General features: G+C 66.0%; 14 protein-coding genes. 9 read left to right on the top strand and 5 right to left on the bottom strand.

Going from position 1 to position 18600, the window contains the following annotated elements; genetic code table 11:
- Positions 1-67 precede the first annotated feature (67 nt).
- From ACSBQT_RS00210 to ACSBQT_RS00200, 3 genes are all read left to right on the top strand, one after another.
- On the top strand, positions 68-1264 hold the full coding sequence (locus ACSBQT_RS00210) for an MFS transporter (RefSeq protein ID WP_410710356.1): 1197 nt from the start codon (positions 68-70) through the stop codon (positions 1262-1264).
- A 112-nt stretch (positions 1265-1376) separates the two neighbouring features.
- On the top strand, positions 1377-2174 hold the full coding sequence (locus ACSBQT_RS00205; protein ID WP_410710355.1) for a carbon-nitrogen hydrolase family protein: 798 nt from the start codon (positions 1377-1379) through the stop codon (positions 2172-2174).
- A gap of 61 nt (positions 2175-2235) precedes the next feature.
- Complete coding sequence (locus ACSBQT_RS00200; protein WP_410710354.1) at positions 2236-2931, top strand: TetR/AcrR family transcriptional regulator; 696 nt, start codon at positions 2236-2238, stop codon at positions 2929-2931.
- A gap of 37 nt (positions 2932-2968) precedes the next feature.
- Here ACSBQT_RS00200 and ACSBQT_RS00195 read toward each other — a convergent pair whose 3' ends face one another.
- A complete protein-coding gene (locus ACSBQT_RS00195; RefSeq protein ID WP_410710353.1) occupies positions 2969-3349 on the bottom strand; it encodes a hypothetical protein in 381 nt (126 codons plus the stop codon).
- Positions 3346-4926: an acyl-CoA carboxylase subunit beta gene (locus ACSBQT_RS00190; RefSeq protein WP_410710352.1), complete on the bottom strand. Its 1581-nt coding sequence runs from the start codon at positions 4924-4926 to the stop codon at positions 3346-3348. Before ACSBQT_RS00190 ends, ACSBQT_RS00195 begins: the two co-directional genes overlap by 4 nt.
- Positions 4927-4993: 67 nt before the next feature.
- On the opposite strand from ACSBQT_RS00190, the gene ACSBQT_RS00185 reads away from it, so the two are divergent.
- Together ACSBQT_RS00185 and ACSBQT_RS00180 are read left to right on the top strand one after the other, a co-directional pair.
- Entirely contained in the window at positions 4994-5866 is an 873-nt protein-coding gene (locus tag ACSBQT_RS00185; protein ID WP_410710351.1) for a biotin--[acetyl-CoA-carboxylase] ligase, read from the top strand.
- The gene (locus ACSBQT_RS00180) at positions 5866-7596 is read left to right on the top strand and encodes an adenylate/guanylate cyclase domain-containing protein (RefSeq protein WP_410710350.1); all 1731 of its coding nucleotides are present in this window, start codon (positions 5866-5868) and stop codon (positions 7594-7596) included. Before ACSBQT_RS00185 ends, ACSBQT_RS00180 begins: the two co-directional genes overlap by 1 nt.
- A gap of 137 nt (positions 7597-7733) precedes the next feature.
- Here the strand turns inward: ACSBQT_RS00180 and ACSBQT_RS00175 are convergent, their stop codons facing one another.
- From ACSBQT_RS00175 to ACSBQT_RS00165, 3 genes are all read right to left on the bottom strand, one after another.
- Positions 7734-10496, bottom strand: coding sequence for a DNA gyrase/topoisomerase IV subunit A (locus tag ACSBQT_RS00175; RefSeq protein ID WP_410710349.1), 2763 nt, complete (start codon positions 10494-10496; stop codon positions 7734-7736).
- 147 nt (positions 10497-10643) lie between these two features.
- A complete protein-coding gene (locus tag ACSBQT_RS00170; RefSeq protein WP_410710348.1) occupies positions 10644-11198 on the bottom strand; it encodes a TetR/AcrR family transcriptional regulator in 555 nt (184 codons plus the stop codon).
- Positions 11199-11475: 277 nt separating this feature from the next.
- Entirely contained in the window at positions 11476-14148 is a 2673-nt protein-coding gene (locus tag ACSBQT_RS00165; RefSeq protein WP_410710347.1) for a bifunctional acetate--CoA ligase family protein/GNAT family N-acetyltransferase, read from the bottom strand.
- 80 nt (positions 14149-14228) lie between these two features.
- Between ACSBQT_RS00165 and ACSBQT_RS00160 the strand changes: the two genes are divergently transcribed.
- From ACSBQT_RS00160 to ACSBQT_RS00145, 4 genes are all read left to right on the top strand, one after another.
- A complete protein-coding gene (locus ACSBQT_RS00160; protein WP_101546592.1) occupies positions 14229-14816 on the top strand; it encodes a DUF5998 family protein in 588 nt (195 codons plus the stop codon).
- Entirely contained in the window at positions 14816-16006 is a 1191-nt protein-coding gene (locus ACSBQT_RS00155; protein ID WP_410710346.1) for an alkaline phosphatase family protein, read from the top strand. Before ACSBQT_RS00160 ends, ACSBQT_RS00155 begins: the two co-directional genes overlap by 1 nt.
- A 53-nt stretch (positions 16007-16059) precedes the next feature.
- On the top strand, positions 16060-17331 hold the full coding sequence (locus ACSBQT_RS00150) for a methyltransferase (protein ID WP_410710345.1): 1272 nt from the start codon (positions 16060-16062) through the stop codon (positions 17329-17331).
- A gap of 66 nt (positions 17332-17397) precedes the next feature.
- Complete coding sequence (locus ACSBQT_RS00145) at positions 17398-18600, top strand: 5-(carboxyamino)imidazole ribonucleotide synthase (protein ID WP_435000554.1); 1203 nt, start codon at positions 17398-17400, stop codon at positions 18598-18600.

Here is an 18600-nt window from a genome sequence, read left to right as displayed (position 1 = left end):
CAATCGCTGAGAACCCGCTAATGTGACACTGTTCCCTGCAGGCAGCAGAAAGTGAGACCGATCTCCAGTGGCACGAGCGAAGCTGTGGACGAAGGACTTCATCGTCGGAATCGGGCTCAACCTCTCGATGTCGATGGTCTTCTATCTGCTCATGACGTCGATGGCCGGATACGCGGTGGCGCGGTTCTCCGCCGGTGAGGCCGCGGCCGGCTTCGCCTCCTCATCGTTCGTCGTCGGTGCCGTGGTCGCTCGCGTGCTGACGGGCAAGTATCTCGACTTCATCGGGCGGCGCAAACTGCTCATCATCACCATGGCAGTCTCCGTGCTCGCCTCCCTGGCCTATATCTTCGCCGGCGACCTCACTCTGCTCCTGACGCTGCGCATCGTCCACGGAATCGCCTTCGGCGCCGGGAACACGGCGATCATGACGGCCATCCAGAGCATCATTCCGGGCTCCCGCAGGGGAGAGGGCACCGGATATTTCGGCACGGCGACGACCCTGTCTACGGCGCTCGGACCGTACCTCGGCGTCATTCTGCCCCGTGAGTTCGACTTCGTCATGCTCTTCGTCGCCTCGGCGTTCATGTCCGTCCTCGCCCTCATCTGCTGTTTCCTCATCCGGCTGCCCGTGCAGGAGATCAGCGACTATCAGCGGCGCACGAAATGGCATCTCAAACTCGGCACCCTCGTCGATCGGGACGGGCTGCGGATCGGCTCGGTCATGCTTCTGGCCGGTATCGCCTACGCAGCGGCGCTGGTGTTCCTCGCCGGCTATGCGGCCGAACACGGCGTCGCCTCCGCCGCATCCCTGTTCTTCGTAGCCTTCGCCGTGGCCTCCCTGTTCGCCCGTCTGTTCGTCGGACGCCTGCAGGACACCTTCGGTGACAATGCGGTGATCTTCCCCGTCTTCATCGCCGATATCGCCGGCAACGTCCTGCTGGCGCTGTGGCCGACGTTGACGGGGATCGTCCTCGCCGGAGTGCTCATCGGTCTCGGCTTCGGCTCCCTTATGCCGTGCATGCAGGCCATCACCGTCAAGTCCGTGCCGATGAGCCGTGTTCCCGTGGCCACCGCGTCGTTCTTCCTCCTCCTCGACGCAGGGTCCGGCATCGGACCAGTCGTCCTCGGATTCCTCTACCCGTTCACCGGCGGAAACGGAATGTTCCTGGTCTGTGCCGGGCTCGTCGTGGTCGCCATCGGCGTGTACGTGTGGGTGCACGGGCGTCGCCGAGGCGGTCGTCCCGGCCGCGAATACCTCACCTGATCCCTCCCCAATTACTACCTGACGGGGGCCCAGCAATCTGGCGCCAGGTTGCTGGGACCCCGTCAGGTAGTAATTGGGGAGATAGGGTGGAGGGAACGACTGGAGGATGAGAATGAAGTTCGCGCTCGCTCAGATCAACACCACCACCGAGGTGGCCGACAACCTTGAGAAGGTCCGTTCCTATTCCCAACGGGCCGCCGCGGCCGGTGCACGGTTCGTCGTCTTCCCCGAGGCAACGATGTCGGCGTTCGGATCCGGCCTACGCGCCATCGCCGAGGCGCACTCCGAGTCGTGGCGGGCCGCGCTGAGCGAGCTCGCCGCCGAGACCGGAATCACCGTCGTCGTCGGCGAATTCGCGGCCACGGACGATAAGGTCATCAACCTGCTCGCCGTCTATTCCCCTGACGGCCAGCGCAGCGACTATGCGAAGATCCACCTCTACGACGCCTTCGGATTCAAGGAGTCCGACACCGTCGAAGCGGGGGAGGAGCCGGTGCTCTTCACCATCGACGGCGAGGACATCGGTCTGGCCCTGTGCTACGACATCCGGTTCCCGAAGCTCTTTGCAGAACTCAGCCGGCGGGGCACACGCCTCACCCTCGTCGCCGCCTCCTGGGGTGCGGGACCGCGCAAGGTCGAACAATGGGAGATCCTCGCCCGCGCCCGTGCCCTGGACTCGAACATGTTCATCGCCGCTCTCGGCCAAGCCGATCCCGAAGTGACCGGCGTCGCGGTTCCGAAGAAAGGGCCGACCGGGGTCGGCCACAGTCTGGTCTCCGACCCGCTCGGGAAGGTGCTGAACTCACTCGACGGCGCCGAACGACTCGAGATCGTCGAGATCGACCTCGACGCTGCCGACACTGCGGCGGAGACGGTCCCGGTGCTCACGAACGCGAAACTCGGGTACTGAGTTTCGAGACGGTCGCTCAGCGCATTTCCGGTGAAAATGCGGCGACTGCAATACTGTTCTCATGAGTTCCGATTCAGAGGTCCAAGCGTCGCCGCCGGTTGAGGGGCTGCGCGAACGCAAGAAGCGTGAGCGCGGGCAGGCTCTGCGTCGCGCCGCCGTCGACCTCGCCCTGGAGAAGGGCTATCACAATGTCACTGTCGAAGACATCTGTGAGCGCTGCGGAGTCTCCCGGCGAACGTTCTTCAACTACTACTCATCGAAGGAAGAGGCGCTGCTCGGCCGCGTCGACACGGTCTTCGACGAAGAAGACCAACCGGCCATCGAGGAGTTCGAAGCTGGGGGACCCTATGGTCGCCTCGTCGCCGATCTCGAACATCTGCTCGCATTTATCGTCGCCACACGGATGAAGAAGCGGGAGGATACGCACCAGTATCACATCATGCTCAAACGGGAACCGTCGCTGATTCCGCTGCAGATGTCTCGGATGGGCACCAGCGAACGGCTCTTCCGGCAGATCATCCAACGTCGACTCGACGGGTCCGCTTCGGCGCCGATGGATGTCATGGCGGCTCACTCCGGTGACAGTTCCGATGACGACACCGACGTCTCACCGCGGGCCGAAGCTGTCGCCGCCTTGGCGATGATGGCGCTCAAGGCGACGTTCACCCGGATGCGGTTGGTCGACGGCGATCCGGGACCCGTGGTCGACAGGCTCTTCGACGAACTGCGCGCACTCTTCCGCGAAGAAGATGACTAGAGAAGAAGCCGAGTAGGAACTGAGGGTCGGCGAGGCCTCAGCGACCCAGGTGCTGGTCCCAGGTCTGGGGGAGGCGCTTGCGCACATTGCGGCGCGGAGCCCGGAAGCCCGCCCGGTCGCCCTTGCGGGTTTCGGACTCGGCTTCCGCGCTGGCTTGCTGGGCCGCATAGGCGATCGCCACCTGACGGATCGCTACGACCGCGGCGACAGCAGCCGCGCTGGCCATCTCGTCGCTGATCGGTTCGCCGTCATCGGCGCGTACCTGTGAACGTCCCTCCACGGAGGGCACCCGCAGGGCTCCGTCTGAGGCTGAGGCACCGCCCTCCTCGGCGGAGGTATCCTCCCCGGGGACGGCCACCTCGGGGTCGACTTCGCCGGGCAGGTTCGCCTCGGCGTCGGTCTGCAGATCATCGCTCATAGGGGGATGTTACCGTGCTTGCGCGCGGGAGCGTCGACGTGCTTGTTCTTCAGCGCGCGCAGGGAACGCACGATCCGGCTGCGGGTCTCGCTCGGCTTGATGACAGCGTCGATGTAGCCTTCCTCGGCGGCCAGGTACGGGTTGAGCAGCGCATCCTCGTAGTCCTGGATGAGTTGGGCACGTGCCGCTTCGACATCCTCACCGGCCTCTTCGACGGCCTTGAGCTTGCGGCGATAGACGATGTTCGCCGCACCCTGGGCACCCATGACCGCGATCTGCGCGCTCGGCCAGGCGAGATTGATGTCGGCACCGAGCTGTTTCGACCCCATCACGCAGTACGCGCCGCCGTAGGCCTTGCGGGTGATGAGGGTGACGAGCGGAACGGTGGCCTCACCGTAGGCGTAGATGAGCTTGGCGCCGCGGCGGATGATGCCGCCGTACTCCTGATCGGTGCCCGGCAGGAACCCGGGCACGTCGACGAAGGTGAGGATCGGCAGGTTGAAGGCATCGCAGAGGCGCACGAAGCGTGCGGCCTTCTCCGAGGCGTCGATGTCGAGGGTGCCGGCCAGCTGCATGGGCTGGTTGGCGATGACGCCGACACTCACACCTTCGACGCGGCCGAAGCCGGTGACGACGTTCGGTGCGAAGAGCTCCGAGACCTGCAGGAAATCGCCGTCGTCGAGGACCGTGGTGACCACGTCGAGGATGTCGTAGGGCTGCGAGGGCGAATCCGGCATGAGCGTATCCAGCGCTTCGTCCTCGGGAGTCACCGACAGATCGGACTCGAACTCGTCGGCATCGGCCGGGTCGAGGTTGTTCTGCGGCAGGAACGAGAGCAGATCGCGCACATAGTTGAGCGCATCGTCCTCGTCGGAGGCCAGGTAGTGGGCGTTTCCGGATACGGTGTTGTTCGTCCGTCCGCCGCCGAGTTCCTCATGGCCGACGGACTCTCCCGTGACGGTCTTGATGACGTCGGGGCCGGTGATGTACATGTGGCTGATCTGATCGACCATGATCGTGACGTCGGTCAGGGCGGGGGAGTACACGGCGCCGCCGGCCGAGGGGCCCATGATGAGTGAGATCTGCGGGATCACTCCGGACGAGGCGACATTGAGGCGGAAGATCTCGGCGAACAGCGCGATCGATCCGACGCCTTCCTGGATCCGGGCGCCTCCCGAGTCGTTGATGCCGATGATCGGGCAGCCGAGCTTGAGAGCGAGCTTCTGCACCTTGACGATCTTGCGGCCGTTGGCTTCGGCCAGGGATCCGCCGAGGACGGTGAAGTCGTGAGCGAAGACCGCGACGGTCTTGCCTTCGACCGTGCCCAGTCCGCAGACGACTCCGTCACCGTCGGGGCGGTTGTCCTGCATCCCGAACTGGTGATTGTGATGGCGGGCGAATTCGTCGATCTCCTGGAAGGAATCGGCGTCGAGGAGGGCGTCGATGCGTTCACGGGCGGTCTGCTTGCCGCGCTTGTGCTGGTTGTCCACCGAGCGCTGATTGCCCGTGTGGGCTGCTTCTCGGCGCTGGGTGAAAGCGTCGATGCGCTCGGCTGTGGTCCGTGGAGTATCCGTCATGTCTCCACAATAACGATGACGTGAGACTTCGTTGTGCACTCTCACCAAAAGAATCTAGAGTGGACTGGTGAACAGCCAACACAATTCCCTCCTCGTCGACGTCGACTCAGTGCGCCGCACCGTTGCGGACCGTGGTCTCTCGCTCCCGCCGCTGATCTGGGACGATATCTGTACGTCGACGAATGACGAACTTGCGCGAATGGTTCGAGAAGGAGCCGACGCCGGTTCGCCCGTGGCCGAATTCACCATCCGCGGCAGCGACTTCCAGAAGGCCGGGCACGGCCGACTGGGCCGGACCTGGACGGTGCCCGCCCGCCGGTCGCTGACGTGGTCGATTCTGCTCACACCCCCGCCCGGGTTCTCCCAGTGGGGATGGATCCCGCTCATCGCCGGTGAGGCCGTGCATTCCGCCGTCACCGAGGCGGGGGTGCCCGCCGCGATCAAATGGCCCAACGATGTGCTCACCGCCGAGGGCAGGAAGCTGTGCGGGATCCTCGCCCGCGTCGAACCCCTGGCCGGCGGACCGCAGATCGTGTTGGGGATGGGGCTCAACACCCGGTTGGAGCCTGCCGATCTGCCGCGCGAGGACGCGAGCTCACTGGCGATCGAAACCGGAGTCGACGGTTCAGAAATTGATCATGAAGCGTTGCTAGTCTCGATTCTCGGCACACTGATCCCCTGCTACAGAGAGCTGATCGACTATGGAGATGAGGATTTCCGCGACAGCCGCACAGCGCGGAGAGTGCGTGATCATATGGTGACGCTCGGATCGAGGGTTCGGGTGGAGAAGCCCGACGGTTCCGACATCATCGGCACCGCCACGGGCCTGGACACCGGAGCCGACCTCATCATCGACGATCGGGTGTGCTTAAGCGCCGGAGACGTCCACCACCTGCGTCCCGCCGCGTCCCCGACTGCTGCGGAGAGGAGCGAAGACTGATGGCGGTTTCGGACTTCACCGCCGGATTCGACATCGTCGAACCGGAGCGGCTGGGCACGCCCGAGGTCGGAGACGCCGCTGGCACCTCCGCGGAGGCTCGGCCGGCCGAAGCCGGCACTCAGTCGCACAGCGACACGCCCCGGTCCGCCGACGCGTCACAGTCGAATGCTCAGTCCCAGGCCGATGTCGCACCCCGATCGGAGACCGATGCCGCATCCTGGTCGGAGTCGGAGAGCCGGTCCGACCATGATTCTTCGCCGAGCCCGGATCCGAAGGACGACGGTGAGACCTCGTCGAGCGCCGAGGCGGACAACCGGTTCCCGGACACCCTCCCCGAGGAGGCAGCCGAGTCGAGTGCGGGAGATCCGTACGATGACGTCGACGGTGACGACGAGCCTGTCGGCGGCCTGACGGGATCCGCTCCTCAGGCAGGAGAGGTCGGCGCACAGCTGGCCGACGAACTGACGGCTGAGCACGGCGCTTCCTCCGCGGTCCCCGCGGAGCCTGCCGATGCTGATGCGGCCGATGCCGACCCGGACATGGATGTCGACGAGGACTTCTTCAGCGGACTGCGCGAGGACCCGCGCACTACAGCGCTGTCGATCATCGACGAGGACGACGCCGATGGAGCTTTCGACGCGGACGGTCCCGACTTCGACGACACGACCTATGAGACCCGAACCGCGGCCGAGCGACTCGAAGAGATCCTGCTCGAGGGCAAGCGCGTCCTCGACCGACGGGAGGCCGCGAAGCTCGGGGGGATCTCCACGGTCTCGGCCCGGAAGATGTGGCGGGCCCTCGGCATGTCCCAGGCGAAGCCGACGGACAAGGCCTACACCGTCAGCGATGCGCACGCCCTGCGGATCTGGGCCAAGCCCGTCGCCGACGGACTCATCGACCAGACCACCGCGCTGTCCCTGGCCCGGGCGATCGGACAGACGACGGACCGCCTCGTCGTCTGGCAGATGGAGACCCTCGTCGAATTCCTCACCGAGGAGAAGGGACTGACCGACCCCGAAGCACGCCGGGATGCCCTGGCCGTCGTCGAAGAGATGATCGACCCGCTGCAGAAGATGCTCACGTACTCCTGGCGGCGCAACCTCGCCGACGTCATGGGCCGTCTCAACGTCAACGTCTCCGACGGGCTGGCCATGGACAACCGGCAGGGCTGGTACGACTCCTCGATGCCGTTGGCCCGTGCCGTCGGATTCATCGACCTCGTCTCCTTCACCCGCCTTTCACAGAAGATGGAGCCACGGCAGCTGGCGGACATGGTCCAGGAGTTCCAGGGCATGGCCTACAACATCGTCGCCACCGGCGGCGGACGGGTCATCAAGACCGTCGGCGATGAAGTGTTCTTCGCCGCCTCGACACCGCTGGCCGGCGCCGAGATCGCCATGACGCTGATGGAGCGCGTCACCGCTGCCGAGGACCTGCCCCAGGCGCGCGTCGGCTTCGTCTGGGGCCGGGTGCTCTCCCGCCTCGGCGATATCTTCGGCTCCAGCGTCAACCTCGCCGCCCGGCTGACGGCGGTGGCCGATCCCGGAACGATCTTCACCGACGAGGAGACCGCGCGAGTGCTCTCGGCATCGGATGACTACGTCTTCGAACCGCGCGATTCGATTTCGCTGCACGGACTCGGCGAGACCGCCATTGGCGAGATGAAGCGCGGCACCGCAGCCAAGATGCGCCTCGACCTCGACGACGATCCCGAGAACTCAGACCAGTGACCGGCTGCACCGGCACCTGACAGCACAGGCGATCGACAGCGCAGCCCAGCACCGAGGTGCTGGGCTCAGCTGTCGATTCGGCCGACGGGCCGAGTGGTTCGCCGAAGCAGGGTCCTCCCTCAGGGCTGGCCCCGCGCTCAGAACAGGGCGGAGTCGTCGTCCTCGTCGTCATCGTCGTGGGAGACGATCACTGCGCCTTCGGTGTCGAACTTCGACCGCGCGATCTCGTCCTTGGCCTCATCGAGGTCGAGATCGAGCTCATCGAAACTCGTCGCCAGTCCCTGCTGCCCCCGCTGCTCCTTGCCTGCGGATCGCTTTCCGCTGGACTTCGGTTTCTTGTCTCCGGTGCCGGACGCAGAATCCGCGTCAGCCTCGGCGTCGGCTGATGCCTCAGCCGATTCGTCGCCGTCGGCCGCCGGGGAACGGTCGTGGGATTCGGCGCCGCCGAGGCGGGGCAGGGTGCCGATGACATCGATCTTCGACTCCAACGGTGATCCCGTCCCGTCGCGACGGGACAGTTCGGCCGGAAGCGTGCGGGCACCGCCGGCGGTGGCCGCAGCCTGCGGAGAGTCGCCGACCCAGGCCAGCGACAGTTCGGTTTCGCCCTTGAGGAACTTGTGGGCGCGCACCCCGGAGGTCGCGCGGCCCTTTGTCGGGAACTCGGAGAATTCGCTGACCTTGATCGACGAAGACGGGGCACCGTAGAAGTTCTCACCGCTGGCGATCGTGACGACCGCGAAGCTGCCGAGCTCGGCATCCGCGGCACCGTCCTCGTCGGTCTTCGCCGCCTTCGGGGTCATACCGAAGAAGATCACCTTCGCCTCGGCGGCCACCTTGATTCCGGCCACGCCCGAGGCGTTCCAGCCCTGTGCGCGCAGACCGGAGGCGTCGAAGGCGAGCAGCTGAGCATTCGAGGTCACGAACACGGAGAGGGAATCGTCGATGTCCTCGGGCTGGGCGACTCCGACGACGGAGTCCTTGCCCTTGAGGGTGATGGCTTCCCATTCGTTCTTGTTCGGCCGACCGGCCACCGACACGCGTTTGACGACGCCGTCGGCGGTGCCGAGAACGAACTCGCGGTCGAGGTCGACGAGACCGATGATCTTCTCGTTCTTCTCCAGCGCCGCATATTCGGCGATCTTCACACCGCCGGCGACATTGGGCCGCGCCGCGGCCGGCGGCAGGGCAGGCAGATCGACGACGTCGACCATGTGCAGTCGACCGGTGGTGGTGATGGCGCCGACCTTGCCCTGAGTGGTGGTGACGATCTCCGAGACCAGCGCGTCGTGGCTGGAGCGGCGACCCTCTCGTGCCAGCGGAGCGGCATCGGAAGTGCGCGCAATGCGTCCGGAGGTCGACAGCAGCACCCGGCAGGGAGAATCGGCGATCTTGAGGTTCGTCGGAGCCTTCTTGCCCTTGGCCGTCAGCTCCTTCATCGAGCCTTCGATGAGGACGGTGCGTCGCGGAGAGCCGATGACCTCGGCAGTGGACTCGAGTTCCGAGGCGACGAGTTCCCGCAGCTTCGCCTCATCGGCGAGCAGAGATTCGAGGTAGTCGATCGTCTTCTTCAGCTCGTCGCGTTCGGCTTCGAGTTCGAGACGCGAGAACTTCGTGAGTCGACGCAGCTGCAGATCGAGGATGTAGGTCGCCTGCAGCTCGGAGAGCTCGAAGACGTCCATGAGGCGGGTGCGGGCAGTGGCCGCATCGTCCGAGGAGCGGATGAGCTGTATGACCTCATCGATGTCGAGGATCGCAATGAGCAGACCTTCGACGAGGTGGAGCCGATCCTTGGCCTTGCGCAGCTGGAAGACCGTGCGCCTGCGCACCACGTCGATGCGATGGGAGAGGTAGACCATGAGCAGCTCGCGCAGTCCCAGGGTCCGCGGCTGTCCCTCGACAAGGCAGACGTTGTTGATGCTGAACGATTCCTCGAGGGGGGTCTGGCGGTAGAGCTCGGCCAGCACGGCCTCGGGGTTGAAGCCGTTCTTCACACCGATGACCAGACGCATGCCGTTCTTGCGATCCGAATAGTCATCGATCGAGGCGATTCCGGACAGCTTCTTCGCCCCGACCGCGTCCTTGACCTTCGATACGACCTTCTCCGGTCCCACGAGGTAGGGCAGCTCGGTGACGACGATTCCCTTGCGGCGGGCACTGATGTTCTCGATGGACACAGTGGCGCGGGTGCGGAACGTGCCGCGACCGATCTCATAGGCTTCGCGCACTCCGTCGAGGCCGATGATCCGCCCGCCGGTGGGCAGATCCGGGCCGGGGATGAAGCGCATGAGCTCCGAGAGTCCGGCATCGGGATTGCGGATGAGGTGGGCGCAGGCGGCGATGACTTCGCCGGGATTGTGCGGGGCCATGTTCGTGGCCATGCCGACGGCGATGCCCGAGGCGCCGTTGATGAGCAGATTCGGGAAGGCGCTGGGCAGGACCTCGGGCTGAGTGAGCGTGTTGTCGTAGTTCGGTACGAAGTCGACGACGTCTTCGTCGAGCCCGGCGATCATGTGCATCGACGCAGTCGTCAGTCGAGCCTCGGTGTAGCGCGGGGCAGCGGGACCATCGTCGAGGGAGCCGAAGTTGCCGTGGCCGTCGACCAGGGGCACACGCATGATGAAGCCCTGACTGAGGCGCACGAGGGCGTCATAGATCGCGGTGTCGCCGTGCGGGTGGAGCTTGCCCATGACATCGCCGACGATGCGGGAGGACTTCACATGTCCGCGGTCGGGGCGCAACCCCATATCGCCCATCTGGTAGACGATGCGACGCTGGACGGGTTTGAGGCCGTCCCTGGCGTCGGGCAGTGCGCGGGAGTGGATGACCGAGACCGCATATTCGAGGAACGAACTCTCCATCTCTGAGGAGACGTCGACTTCGATGACTCTGCCTTCGGGCATGGAACTCCTTTGACGCACGAACTGTTCGATTCGAACACCCGCCCCCGCCGAGGCCTGACCTCAGCGGGGGAGGGCACCCGTCGATTCTAGCGTTCGATTTGCGCTCTCCGGCTCAATCGAGCATTCCCGGAGGGTCCGTGTCGAAGTTCAGGCGCTTTCGCGGCTGCCGCGCAGCCACTGGAAGAACTCCCTCATATAGGCCTCGACATGTGCACGATCAGCCGTGCCGGCGACGAGTTCGCTGACCATCATGCCCGCGACCGAGCTGTTGACCCGCTCCGCGTACTCGGCGTCGATGCCGGCGAAGCGCATAATGAATTCCCTGATCGCACGGAGGTTCTTCTCCTTGGCGATCACTGCCTCCGGCGGCAGCGCCGGATCCAGGCTGAGCATCATCATCGTGTAGAACCGATTGCGATCCGTGGTCAGCCAGTTCATGCAGAAGTCGATGGCGACCTCGATCGCGTCCGCGCCCGGAGCGCGCATCAGCTCCGGCAGACGCTCGAGCTGCTGGGAGTTGAGTTCTCCGATGCGCTCCATGATTCCGGTGACCAGGGCATCGCGGGTGCGGTAGACATTCGAAGTCGACCCCACCGGCAGTTCGGCCAGTGCATCGACTGCCCGATGGGTGAGCCCGCGGACTCCTTGTTCGGCGACTACGGCGATCGCGGAGTCGGTGACGACGTCTCTGCGCGAAATCATGACTGTGAGGCCTCGCTCTCATGGGACACCCGCTGACCGCGAATGCCTGGGACGGTGGATGACCAGTGACTGGTCACAGACAATGGCCGCCGGAGCGGCCACTCATTAAAACACGAATTCATAACATTTCGTGGTGAACGGATACAGACACTACCTGTCAAGTCTGCGAATTGGTATAGGACGCGCCAATATGCCGCTGTGACAGTGAAATTCGAAGACGGCCTGCGGCGGGTGTGGATTCTCCTTTCAGCTGGGAGCGTCTCCGCACCGAACCGTCTCAGCTCAGCAGGCGACGGGTGCTGTCGATGCGGGTGGGGTCGGGCAGCAGATCGACACGGGCGCTGAGCACATGCCCCTCGGTCTCCGTGGCGATCATCGGATGGATGACGAGTTCGAGGATCTGCGGATGACGTTCGACGAGCACCGAGAGCCTTTCGAGGACGTCGATGAGCGGGTCGATGTTCATCGGCGGAAGACCGCGGTAGCCGAACAGGCGCGGGGAGGCCTTGACCGTGCGGATCATGTCTTCGGCCTCCCGATCCGTCAGCGGCGCGACCCGGTGCGAGACGTCGCCGAGCAGCTCGGTCGTGTCCCCGGCCAGAGAGAAGGACAGCAGCGGTCCGAGGAGGGGGTCCTCGCCGGCGCGGATGACACACGGGACACCGTGGGGGGCCATGGCCTGAACGTCGACGAGGGGCTCGTCGTCGCCGATCACCTGCGTGATGATCCGCTGCACGGCAGCGAAGTCCTCGGCCAGTTCTTCGGGCGAATCGATGTTCAGGCGCACCCCGCCGAGCTCCATGCGGTGCCGGAGCACGTTCGTCACCGCCTTCAGCGCCACGGGATAGCCGATCTTCTCGGCGGCGGCGAGCCCCTCGTCGACCGAGGAAGCAGCGATATAAGGCAGGACCTCGATCCCGTAGGCGCGGAGCAGCTCTCTCGTGGCATCGCGTTCGATGCGAACCGGTGTGCCCAGCGGCGCCCCGTCGAGAGCCGAATCGATGATCGAACGCACCGCTTTGTCGTCGATGTCGTCGAGTTCGACGTACCGACCGTGGTCGGCGGCGCGCCAACGCGAGTAGTCTGTCGCCCTGGCCAGCGCCCACACGGCATCCTCCGGGCCGATGTAGCTAGGCACCGTGCGGGAGACGCGGTTGCCGTCCTGGTCCTTGAGGTAGCTGGTCAGTTCGTCGCGGACACCTTGAATGCCGAGGAAGCAGGCCACAGTGGTCTTCTCCGACTGTGCGGCGGCCTCGGACAGCAGCGCGGCGATCTCCGACTCCTCAGCTCCCGCCGACGGGGTGAAGGTGACGATGACCGAGTCGACGTCGTCGCGGGCATACATCGCATCGAGTTCGGTCCGGAAGGTCTCCGCATCGACCTCGGGGTGCAGGGACACGGGCTCGGTGTCGACGCGCAGACCTTCGGAACGGGCGCGCTGCATGATCAGGGTGCTCATCGCCGCGGAGTTGCCGATGACACCGACCCGGCGGCCCGCCGGCAGCTTCTGGGTCGAGAACACCTGGGTGAGGTCGAAGAGCTGGTGGATCGTATCCGCGCGGATCACTCCCGCCTGCTCGAGCACCTGGTCGAGGGTGTTCGGCGCCAGCGACGAGGTGCGCACGATATGCCCGGGCGGCAGCTCCCGCCCCGTGAGGTCGGACTTGATGACGACGACGGGTTTGACGCGGGAGACTCGACGGGCGATGCGCGAGAACTTGCGCGGGTTGCCGATGGATTCGAGGTAGAGGCCGACGGTCTGCGTGGCCGGATCCTCCTCCCAGTACTGGAGGAGGTCGTTGCCTGAGAGGTCGGCACGGTTGCCTGCGGAGACGAAGGTGGAGATTCCCAGTCCGCGGGTCTTCGCTGCCGCGAGCAGGGCGGTGCCGAGGGCTCCGGACTGACTGAAGAGCCCGAGCGTTCCGGAAGCCGGGAGGAACGGGGCCAGAGAGGCGTTGAGCGAGATCTCGGCGGCCTCGTTGACCAGTCCGAAGGAGTTCGGCCCGACCACGCGCATTCCGTAGGCGCGGGAGGTTGCGACCATACGGCGCTGGAGTTCGGCCCCTTCGGGACCGGTCTCGGCGAATCCGGAGGAGATGACGAGCACGGCTTTGACCCCGTGCACGGCACAGTCCTTGACCACCTCGGTGACGGATTCGGCGGGCACGGCGATGACCGCGAGGTCGGCCTTGCCCGGCAGATCGGCGAGGCTCGGATAGGCCTGGACGCCGGCGATCTGATCGGCTTCGGGGTGGACGACCCACAGGTCGCCGGTGAACTTCGCGGCCGTGATGTTGCGGATGAGCAGATGGCCGGTGGAGTTGCGTTTGCGGCTGGCGCCGATCACCGCCACCGAGGCGGGGTGGAGGACCATGCGCACGCTCAGGGCCTCGGCCCTGTGTTCCCTGGAGGCCTGGACTTCGATGGACCGTGCCGTGGGATCGATGTCGAACTTCACGGCCACGACACCGTCATCGAACCCGCGGGAGACCTCGTAGCCGGCGGCCTGGAAGACCTGCAGCATCGACCGGTTCTGGGGCAGCACCTCGGCGGTGAAGCGCTGGATCCCCGATTCGCGCGCGGCCGCGGCCAGGTGCTCCAGCAGGATCGAACCGACGCCGCGACCCTGGTGGGCGTCGGCGATGTTGAACGCCACCTCGGCGTCGGTGTCGCTGATCCGATCGAAGCGGCCGACGCCGATGATGTCGTCGCCGATGAGCATGATCAGCGCAACTCGGTCGTGGTGGTCGACGGTGACGAAGCGGTCGAGGTCGCGTTTGGGAAGCCGGGGCAGCGGAGCGAAGAAGCGCAGATAGACGGACTCCGGCGATTGGGCCTCGTGCATGCGGGCCAGAGCAGCGGAATCGTCAGGGGTGATCGGGCGAAGGTGGGCGGTGCCGCCGTCGCGGAGGACGACATCGGCTTCCCACCCGGCAGGATAGTCTTCCATGGTCCCAGCATATGCGTCGGGCGTCCGGATATGGCCGACCTCGCTGGGACAAGTCAGAGGAGTGGGGCACAATGGTGGGCATGGCATTACCCGAAGTTCTCGTTCACGATCTGCAGTCGGCCGGCTACTATCCCCAGCTCACTCAGGGCATCCTCGCCGACTCGCTCTACGACGAACCGGTCTTGGCCCACTTCGTCCACATCGACACTCATGTCGACATCGAATCCATCCACCGGCATGTCACCGCCTTCGTCCTCACCGAGACCCGCCTCCTGCTGGCTCACGTCGATGACGATCCGAACGCGGAACCCGGCGCCAAACCCCGCGCCGTCACGAGCAGCGAGGACATCGAACTCGATCGCCTGGGCACCGTGATGGTCGGCCGCACCTTCGCCGATCCGGCCGCCTACAAGCCCGGTGACAAGCCCGTCGAAGTTTCGCTGACCATGTCGTGGGGTGCGTCGAAGCGCATCGAGGCCTTCCCCGAGACCTGCGGAGATCCCAACTGCATGGGCGATCACGGATACGGCGGATCGATCTTCGCCGAGGATGTCATGCTCCGGGTCTCGGCCGAGGCCGAAGGGCAGGCCGCCGTCGACAGAATGGCCGACTTCGCCGGGAAGCTGCGCGCCGCAGTCTTCCATGCCCGGCTGCGGTCGCGCCGCTGATGAGCGAGGACTCGACGAGTCAAAAGCAGCAGGACCCATCCGGTGCTGAGCCCTTGGGGCCCCCGGACTATGCGGGTCCCATGCTCTCCGATGTCGTTCCCGCCGCGGCGCTGAGCCTCGGTGCGGCCGACGCCCTCGATGCGCCGATGTCCGATCGTGCACGATCGCTCGGACTCGACCGGGAGTCCCGGGCGACGATCGTCGTGCTCATCGACGGTCTCGGGGAGCAGCAGCTGCGCCGCTACAGCGGATACACTCCCTTCTTCCGCTCGCAGGCCGGAACACGCCGTACCCTGTCCGCCGGATTCCCGTCGACGACGGCGAACTCTCTGTCGTCGTTGGCCACGGGCCGCCTGCCCGGCGCCCACGGCGTGGTCGGCTACCGCGTCCTCGACCCGGAGAAGGACGCGGTGTTCAACCAGCTGACGTGGAACCTCGACGTCGACCCCGTCGCCTGGGTCCCCGATGCGACGCTCTTCGAACGCCTCGCCGATGCCGGAATCGATGTGGTCAGCCTCGGAGAGAAGAAGTTCGCCGGACGCGGCCTCAACCGGGCCTCGCTGCGCGGCGGCAGATTCCGGGACTCGAAGACCCTGGAGGAGCGCTGTGCCCAGGCCCTCGCCGAGGCGAGGGCTCCGGGGCGCCGCCTCGTCTATCTCTATTGGGGCAATCTCGACAAGACCGGTCATGTGCACGGTGCGGATTCCGCCGCCTGGACCGAAGAACTCGAACGCGTCGATCTGGCCCTGTCCCGACTCGCCTCCGACCTGCCGCACGACGCGACCATGCTCATCACCGCCGACCACGGCATGGTCGACGTCGACCACGAACGCCGTTTCGACCTCGCTGAACTCCCTGAGCTCAAGGCCGGCCTGCGCCACGTCGGCGGAGAGCCGCGCGCACTGCATCTCTACGCCGCTGAGGGCGCGGAGGCGGACGTGCTCTCGGTCTGGCACGAGACGCTCGGCGACCGCGGGCTCATCCTGCCGAAGGCCTCGGCGATCGACCGCGGCTATTTCGGTCCAGTCGCCCCGCACGTCTATCCGCGGATCGGGGATTTCCTCGTCATCTGCACCGATGGCTTCGCCGTGGTCGATTCGGACGTGGAATCCGCCTCGGCGCTGGCCCTCATCGGTCACCATGGTTCCACCACGGAGCAGGAGCTGCAGATCCCGCTGCTCGTCGTGTGAGCGGTGCAGACTGCAGCTGAGATGACCCACTACCGACCTTCTGGGAGCACCCGTTGACGACGATCCGCTGGACCGAGGACGGCATCGGCCGCGCAGCCGACTGGCATTCGGAGAACGGGGCGCCGCCTCCCGCGACTGTGCAGATCATCGGAGACGAGACAACCGCCGACGAAGCCTGCCGATCGGCACGCGCCGGAGTGGGACTGCTGTGGCGCGGAGACTTCCACAATGGCCGTCAACTCGTGCAGGCGATGAGCCGTCGGCTCAGGGGCGACCGAGGCGGAAACCGTGAAGCCACCGGGGGTCGACGTTCCGGCGGCCGTCGCGGCGGCCGGGGCCGATCCCGCGACAGACGGGGCAGAGACCAATTCGTGGGATCCGGGGACAGTGATGGCCCTGCTCTCGACCCCGCTCTGGCATTCTTCGCCGAACGTGACGCCATCGAGCAGCGGGCCCGGCTGCTCGGCAGAGTCGTCGTCGAGCTCGGCCCTAACTTCGACCTCGCGCTGCGCCGTGCCCCCGACGTCGCCGCGGCCTGCCGCGCCGCCTACGGCCCGGCCGACGGACCGGTCTGCGTGTCGCTGACCGAACTCGGCGGAGTGCTCAGCGCTTATGAATGGCAGCTGCGAGGAGTCGAGATCCCGGCTCTGGGCGATTCCGTCCATCCGCGCTACGGCGTCTTCTCGCCTGTGCGGGGAGAGTACCTCGATCTCGTCGCGCAGACGCCCCTGCCGTGGGCAAGGAAGGCCGGTTCGGTTTCGCCCGGCACGGATTCCGCGCAGCCGACCGGCACCGCATTCGACCTCGGAACGGGGACCGGAGTCCTCGCCGCGATCCTGCTGCGGCGCGGTGCTGCGACAGTGGTGGCCACCGACATCAACCCGCGCGCCGTCGCCTGCGCCAGTGAGAACCTCGACCGTCTCTGTCCGGGTGCCGATGTGAGCGTGATCGAGGCCGACCTGTTTCCGCCTGGTCGTGCCGACCTCATCGTGTGCAATCCGCCGTGGCTGCCGGCCCAGCCGACCTCGGCACTCGAGATCGGCATCTACGATCCGGACTCCGCTGTCCTCCATCGCTTCATCGAGAGGCTGACCGACCACCTCACACCGGCTGGGGAGGGATGGCTGATCATCTCCGACCTCGCCGAACGATTGGGCCTCCGGCCCTCAGGTGAGCTCCGCGAACGCATCGAGGCGGCAGGACTGCGCGTGCTCGAACGCATCGACACTGTGCCCCGCCATCCCCGCGCCGCTGATACCGCCGACGCGCTCCACGCTGCCCGCAGCGCCGAAGTGACCTCACTGTGGCGGCTGGGACTGAGATGAGCTGCCGACCGCTCGGCCGATCCACGATATGACCGCAGTCGATCCGCGACTGGCGCGGAAGATAGGATGGAGAACGTGACTTTTCCTCGAATCGGTGTCATTGGCGGCGGTCAACTGGCACGCATGCTCGCCCCCGCCGCAGAAGCTCTCGGCGTCCGCTTCTCCGTTCTTGCGGAGACCGCCGACGCCCCCGCCACACAGGTCATCAACGAGGTGACCGTCGGTGACTATACGGACTATCCGACGCTCAAGGCCTTCGCCGAGACCGTCGACGTCATCACCTTCGACCACGAACACGTCCCACCGGAGCACCTGCAGGCCCTCGTCGAGGCCGGACACGCTGTGCGCCCCGGACCCGATGCCCTCATCTTCGCCCAGGACAAGATCCGGATGCGCAGAAGGATGGACGAACTCGGTCTGCCCAACCCCGCATGGGCGGAGATCACCTCGGCAGCCGATGTCGAAGAGTTCGCCGCTCGCGTCGGATACCCCTTCATCCTCAAGACGCCCCGCGGAGGCTATGACGGCAAGGGAGTGCGCGTCATCGACAGCCTCGACGAGGCCGTCGAGTGGCTGAACGAGGTGCCCCAGCTGCTCGCCGAGGAGAAGGTCGACTTCACCCGGGAGCTCGCCGTCATGGTCGGTCGGTCCCCGATGGGGCAGACCGCGGTGTGGCCGGTCGTCGAGACCTGGCAGCAGAACGGCGTGTGCAAGGAGGCCATCGCCCCGGCTCCCGATCTGGCTGATGAGAAGGCGCGGGCCATCACCGAAGCGATCCTCACCGTCGCCGGCACCCTCGAAGTCACCGGCGTCATGGCGATGGAGATGTTCGAGACGGCCGAGGGCTTCCTCATCAACGAATTCGCGATGCGTCCGCACAATACCGGGCACTGGACCCAGGACGGAGCGGTGACGAGCCAATTCGAGCAGCACCTCCGTGCGGTCCTCGACCTTCCGCTCGGCAGCCCCGCGGCACGGGAGGACGTGTCCGTGATGGTCAACATCCTCGGCGCCGATCACGAGGACCTCTATCAGCCGTACCTGCACGTCATGGCTCATGATCCGGCGGTCAAGGTCCACCTCTACGGCAAGGGAGTGCGCCCGGGCCGGAAGGTCGGCCACGTGAATGCCTACGGCGACGATCGGCAGCTTGTGCTCGCCCGTGCGCGGCATGCCGCCGATTTCATCGCCGGCGTCGACGTCGATCCGCATCCGCAGATGCCCACTCCGGAGAACCTCCGGGCCGAGGACGAACCCGGCGCACGCTGA

The sequence above is a fragment of the Brevibacterium sp. H602 genome, assembly GCF_051172395.1.
Lineage (GTDB): Bacteria > Actinomycetota > Actinomycetes > Actinomycetales > Brevibacteriaceae > Brevibacterium.
This window is presented reverse-complemented; position numbering and strand designations above follow the sequence as displayed.

Bases quoted from the DNA above. Each gene is read 5' to 3' on its own strand.
- ACSBQT_RS00205 (WP_410710355.1), top strand. From the start codon at position 1,377: ATGAAGTTCGCGCTCGCTCAGATCAACACCACCACCGAGGTGGCCGAC.
- ACSBQT_RS00200 (WP_410710354.1), top strand. From the start codon at position 2,236: ATGAGTTCCGATTCAGAGGTCCAAGCGTCGCCGCCGGTTGAGGGGCTG.
- ACSBQT_RS00195 (WP_410710353.1), bottom strand. From the start codon at position 3,349: ATGAGCGATGATCTGCAGACCGACGCCGAGGCGAACCTGCCCGGCGAA.
- ACSBQT_RS00190 (WP_410710352.1), bottom strand. From the start codon at position 4,926: ATGACGGATACTCCACGGACCACAGCCGAGCGCATCGACGCTTTCACC.
- ACSBQT_RS00180 (WP_410710350.1), top strand. From the start codon at position 5,866: ATGGCGGTTTCGGACTTCACCGCCGGATTCGACATCGTCGAACCGGAG.
- ACSBQT_RS00175 (WP_410710349.1), bottom strand. From the start codon at position 10,496: ATGCCCGAAGGCAGAGTCATCGAAGTCGACGTCTCCTCAGAGATGGAG.
- ACSBQT_RS00170 (WP_410710348.1), bottom strand. From the start codon at position 11,198: ATGATTTCGCGCAGAGACGTCGTCACCGACTCCGCGATCGCCGTAGTC.
- ACSBQT_RS00165 (WP_410710347.1), bottom strand. From the start codon at position 14,148: ATGGAAGACTATCCTGCCGGGTGGGAAGCCGATGTCGTCCTCCGCGAC.
- ACSBQT_RS00160 (WP_101546592.1), top strand. From the start codon at position 14,229: ATGGCATTACCCGAAGTTCTCGTTCACGATCTGCAGTCGGCCGGCTAC.
- ACSBQT_RS00155 (WP_410710346.1), top strand. From the start codon at position 14,816: ATGAGCGAGGACTCGACGAGTCAAAAGCAGCAGGACCCATCCGGTGCT.
- ACSBQT_RS00145 (WP_435000554.1), top strand. From the start codon at position 17,398: ATGGAGAACGTGACTTTTCCTCGAATCGGTGTCATTGGCGGCGGTCAA.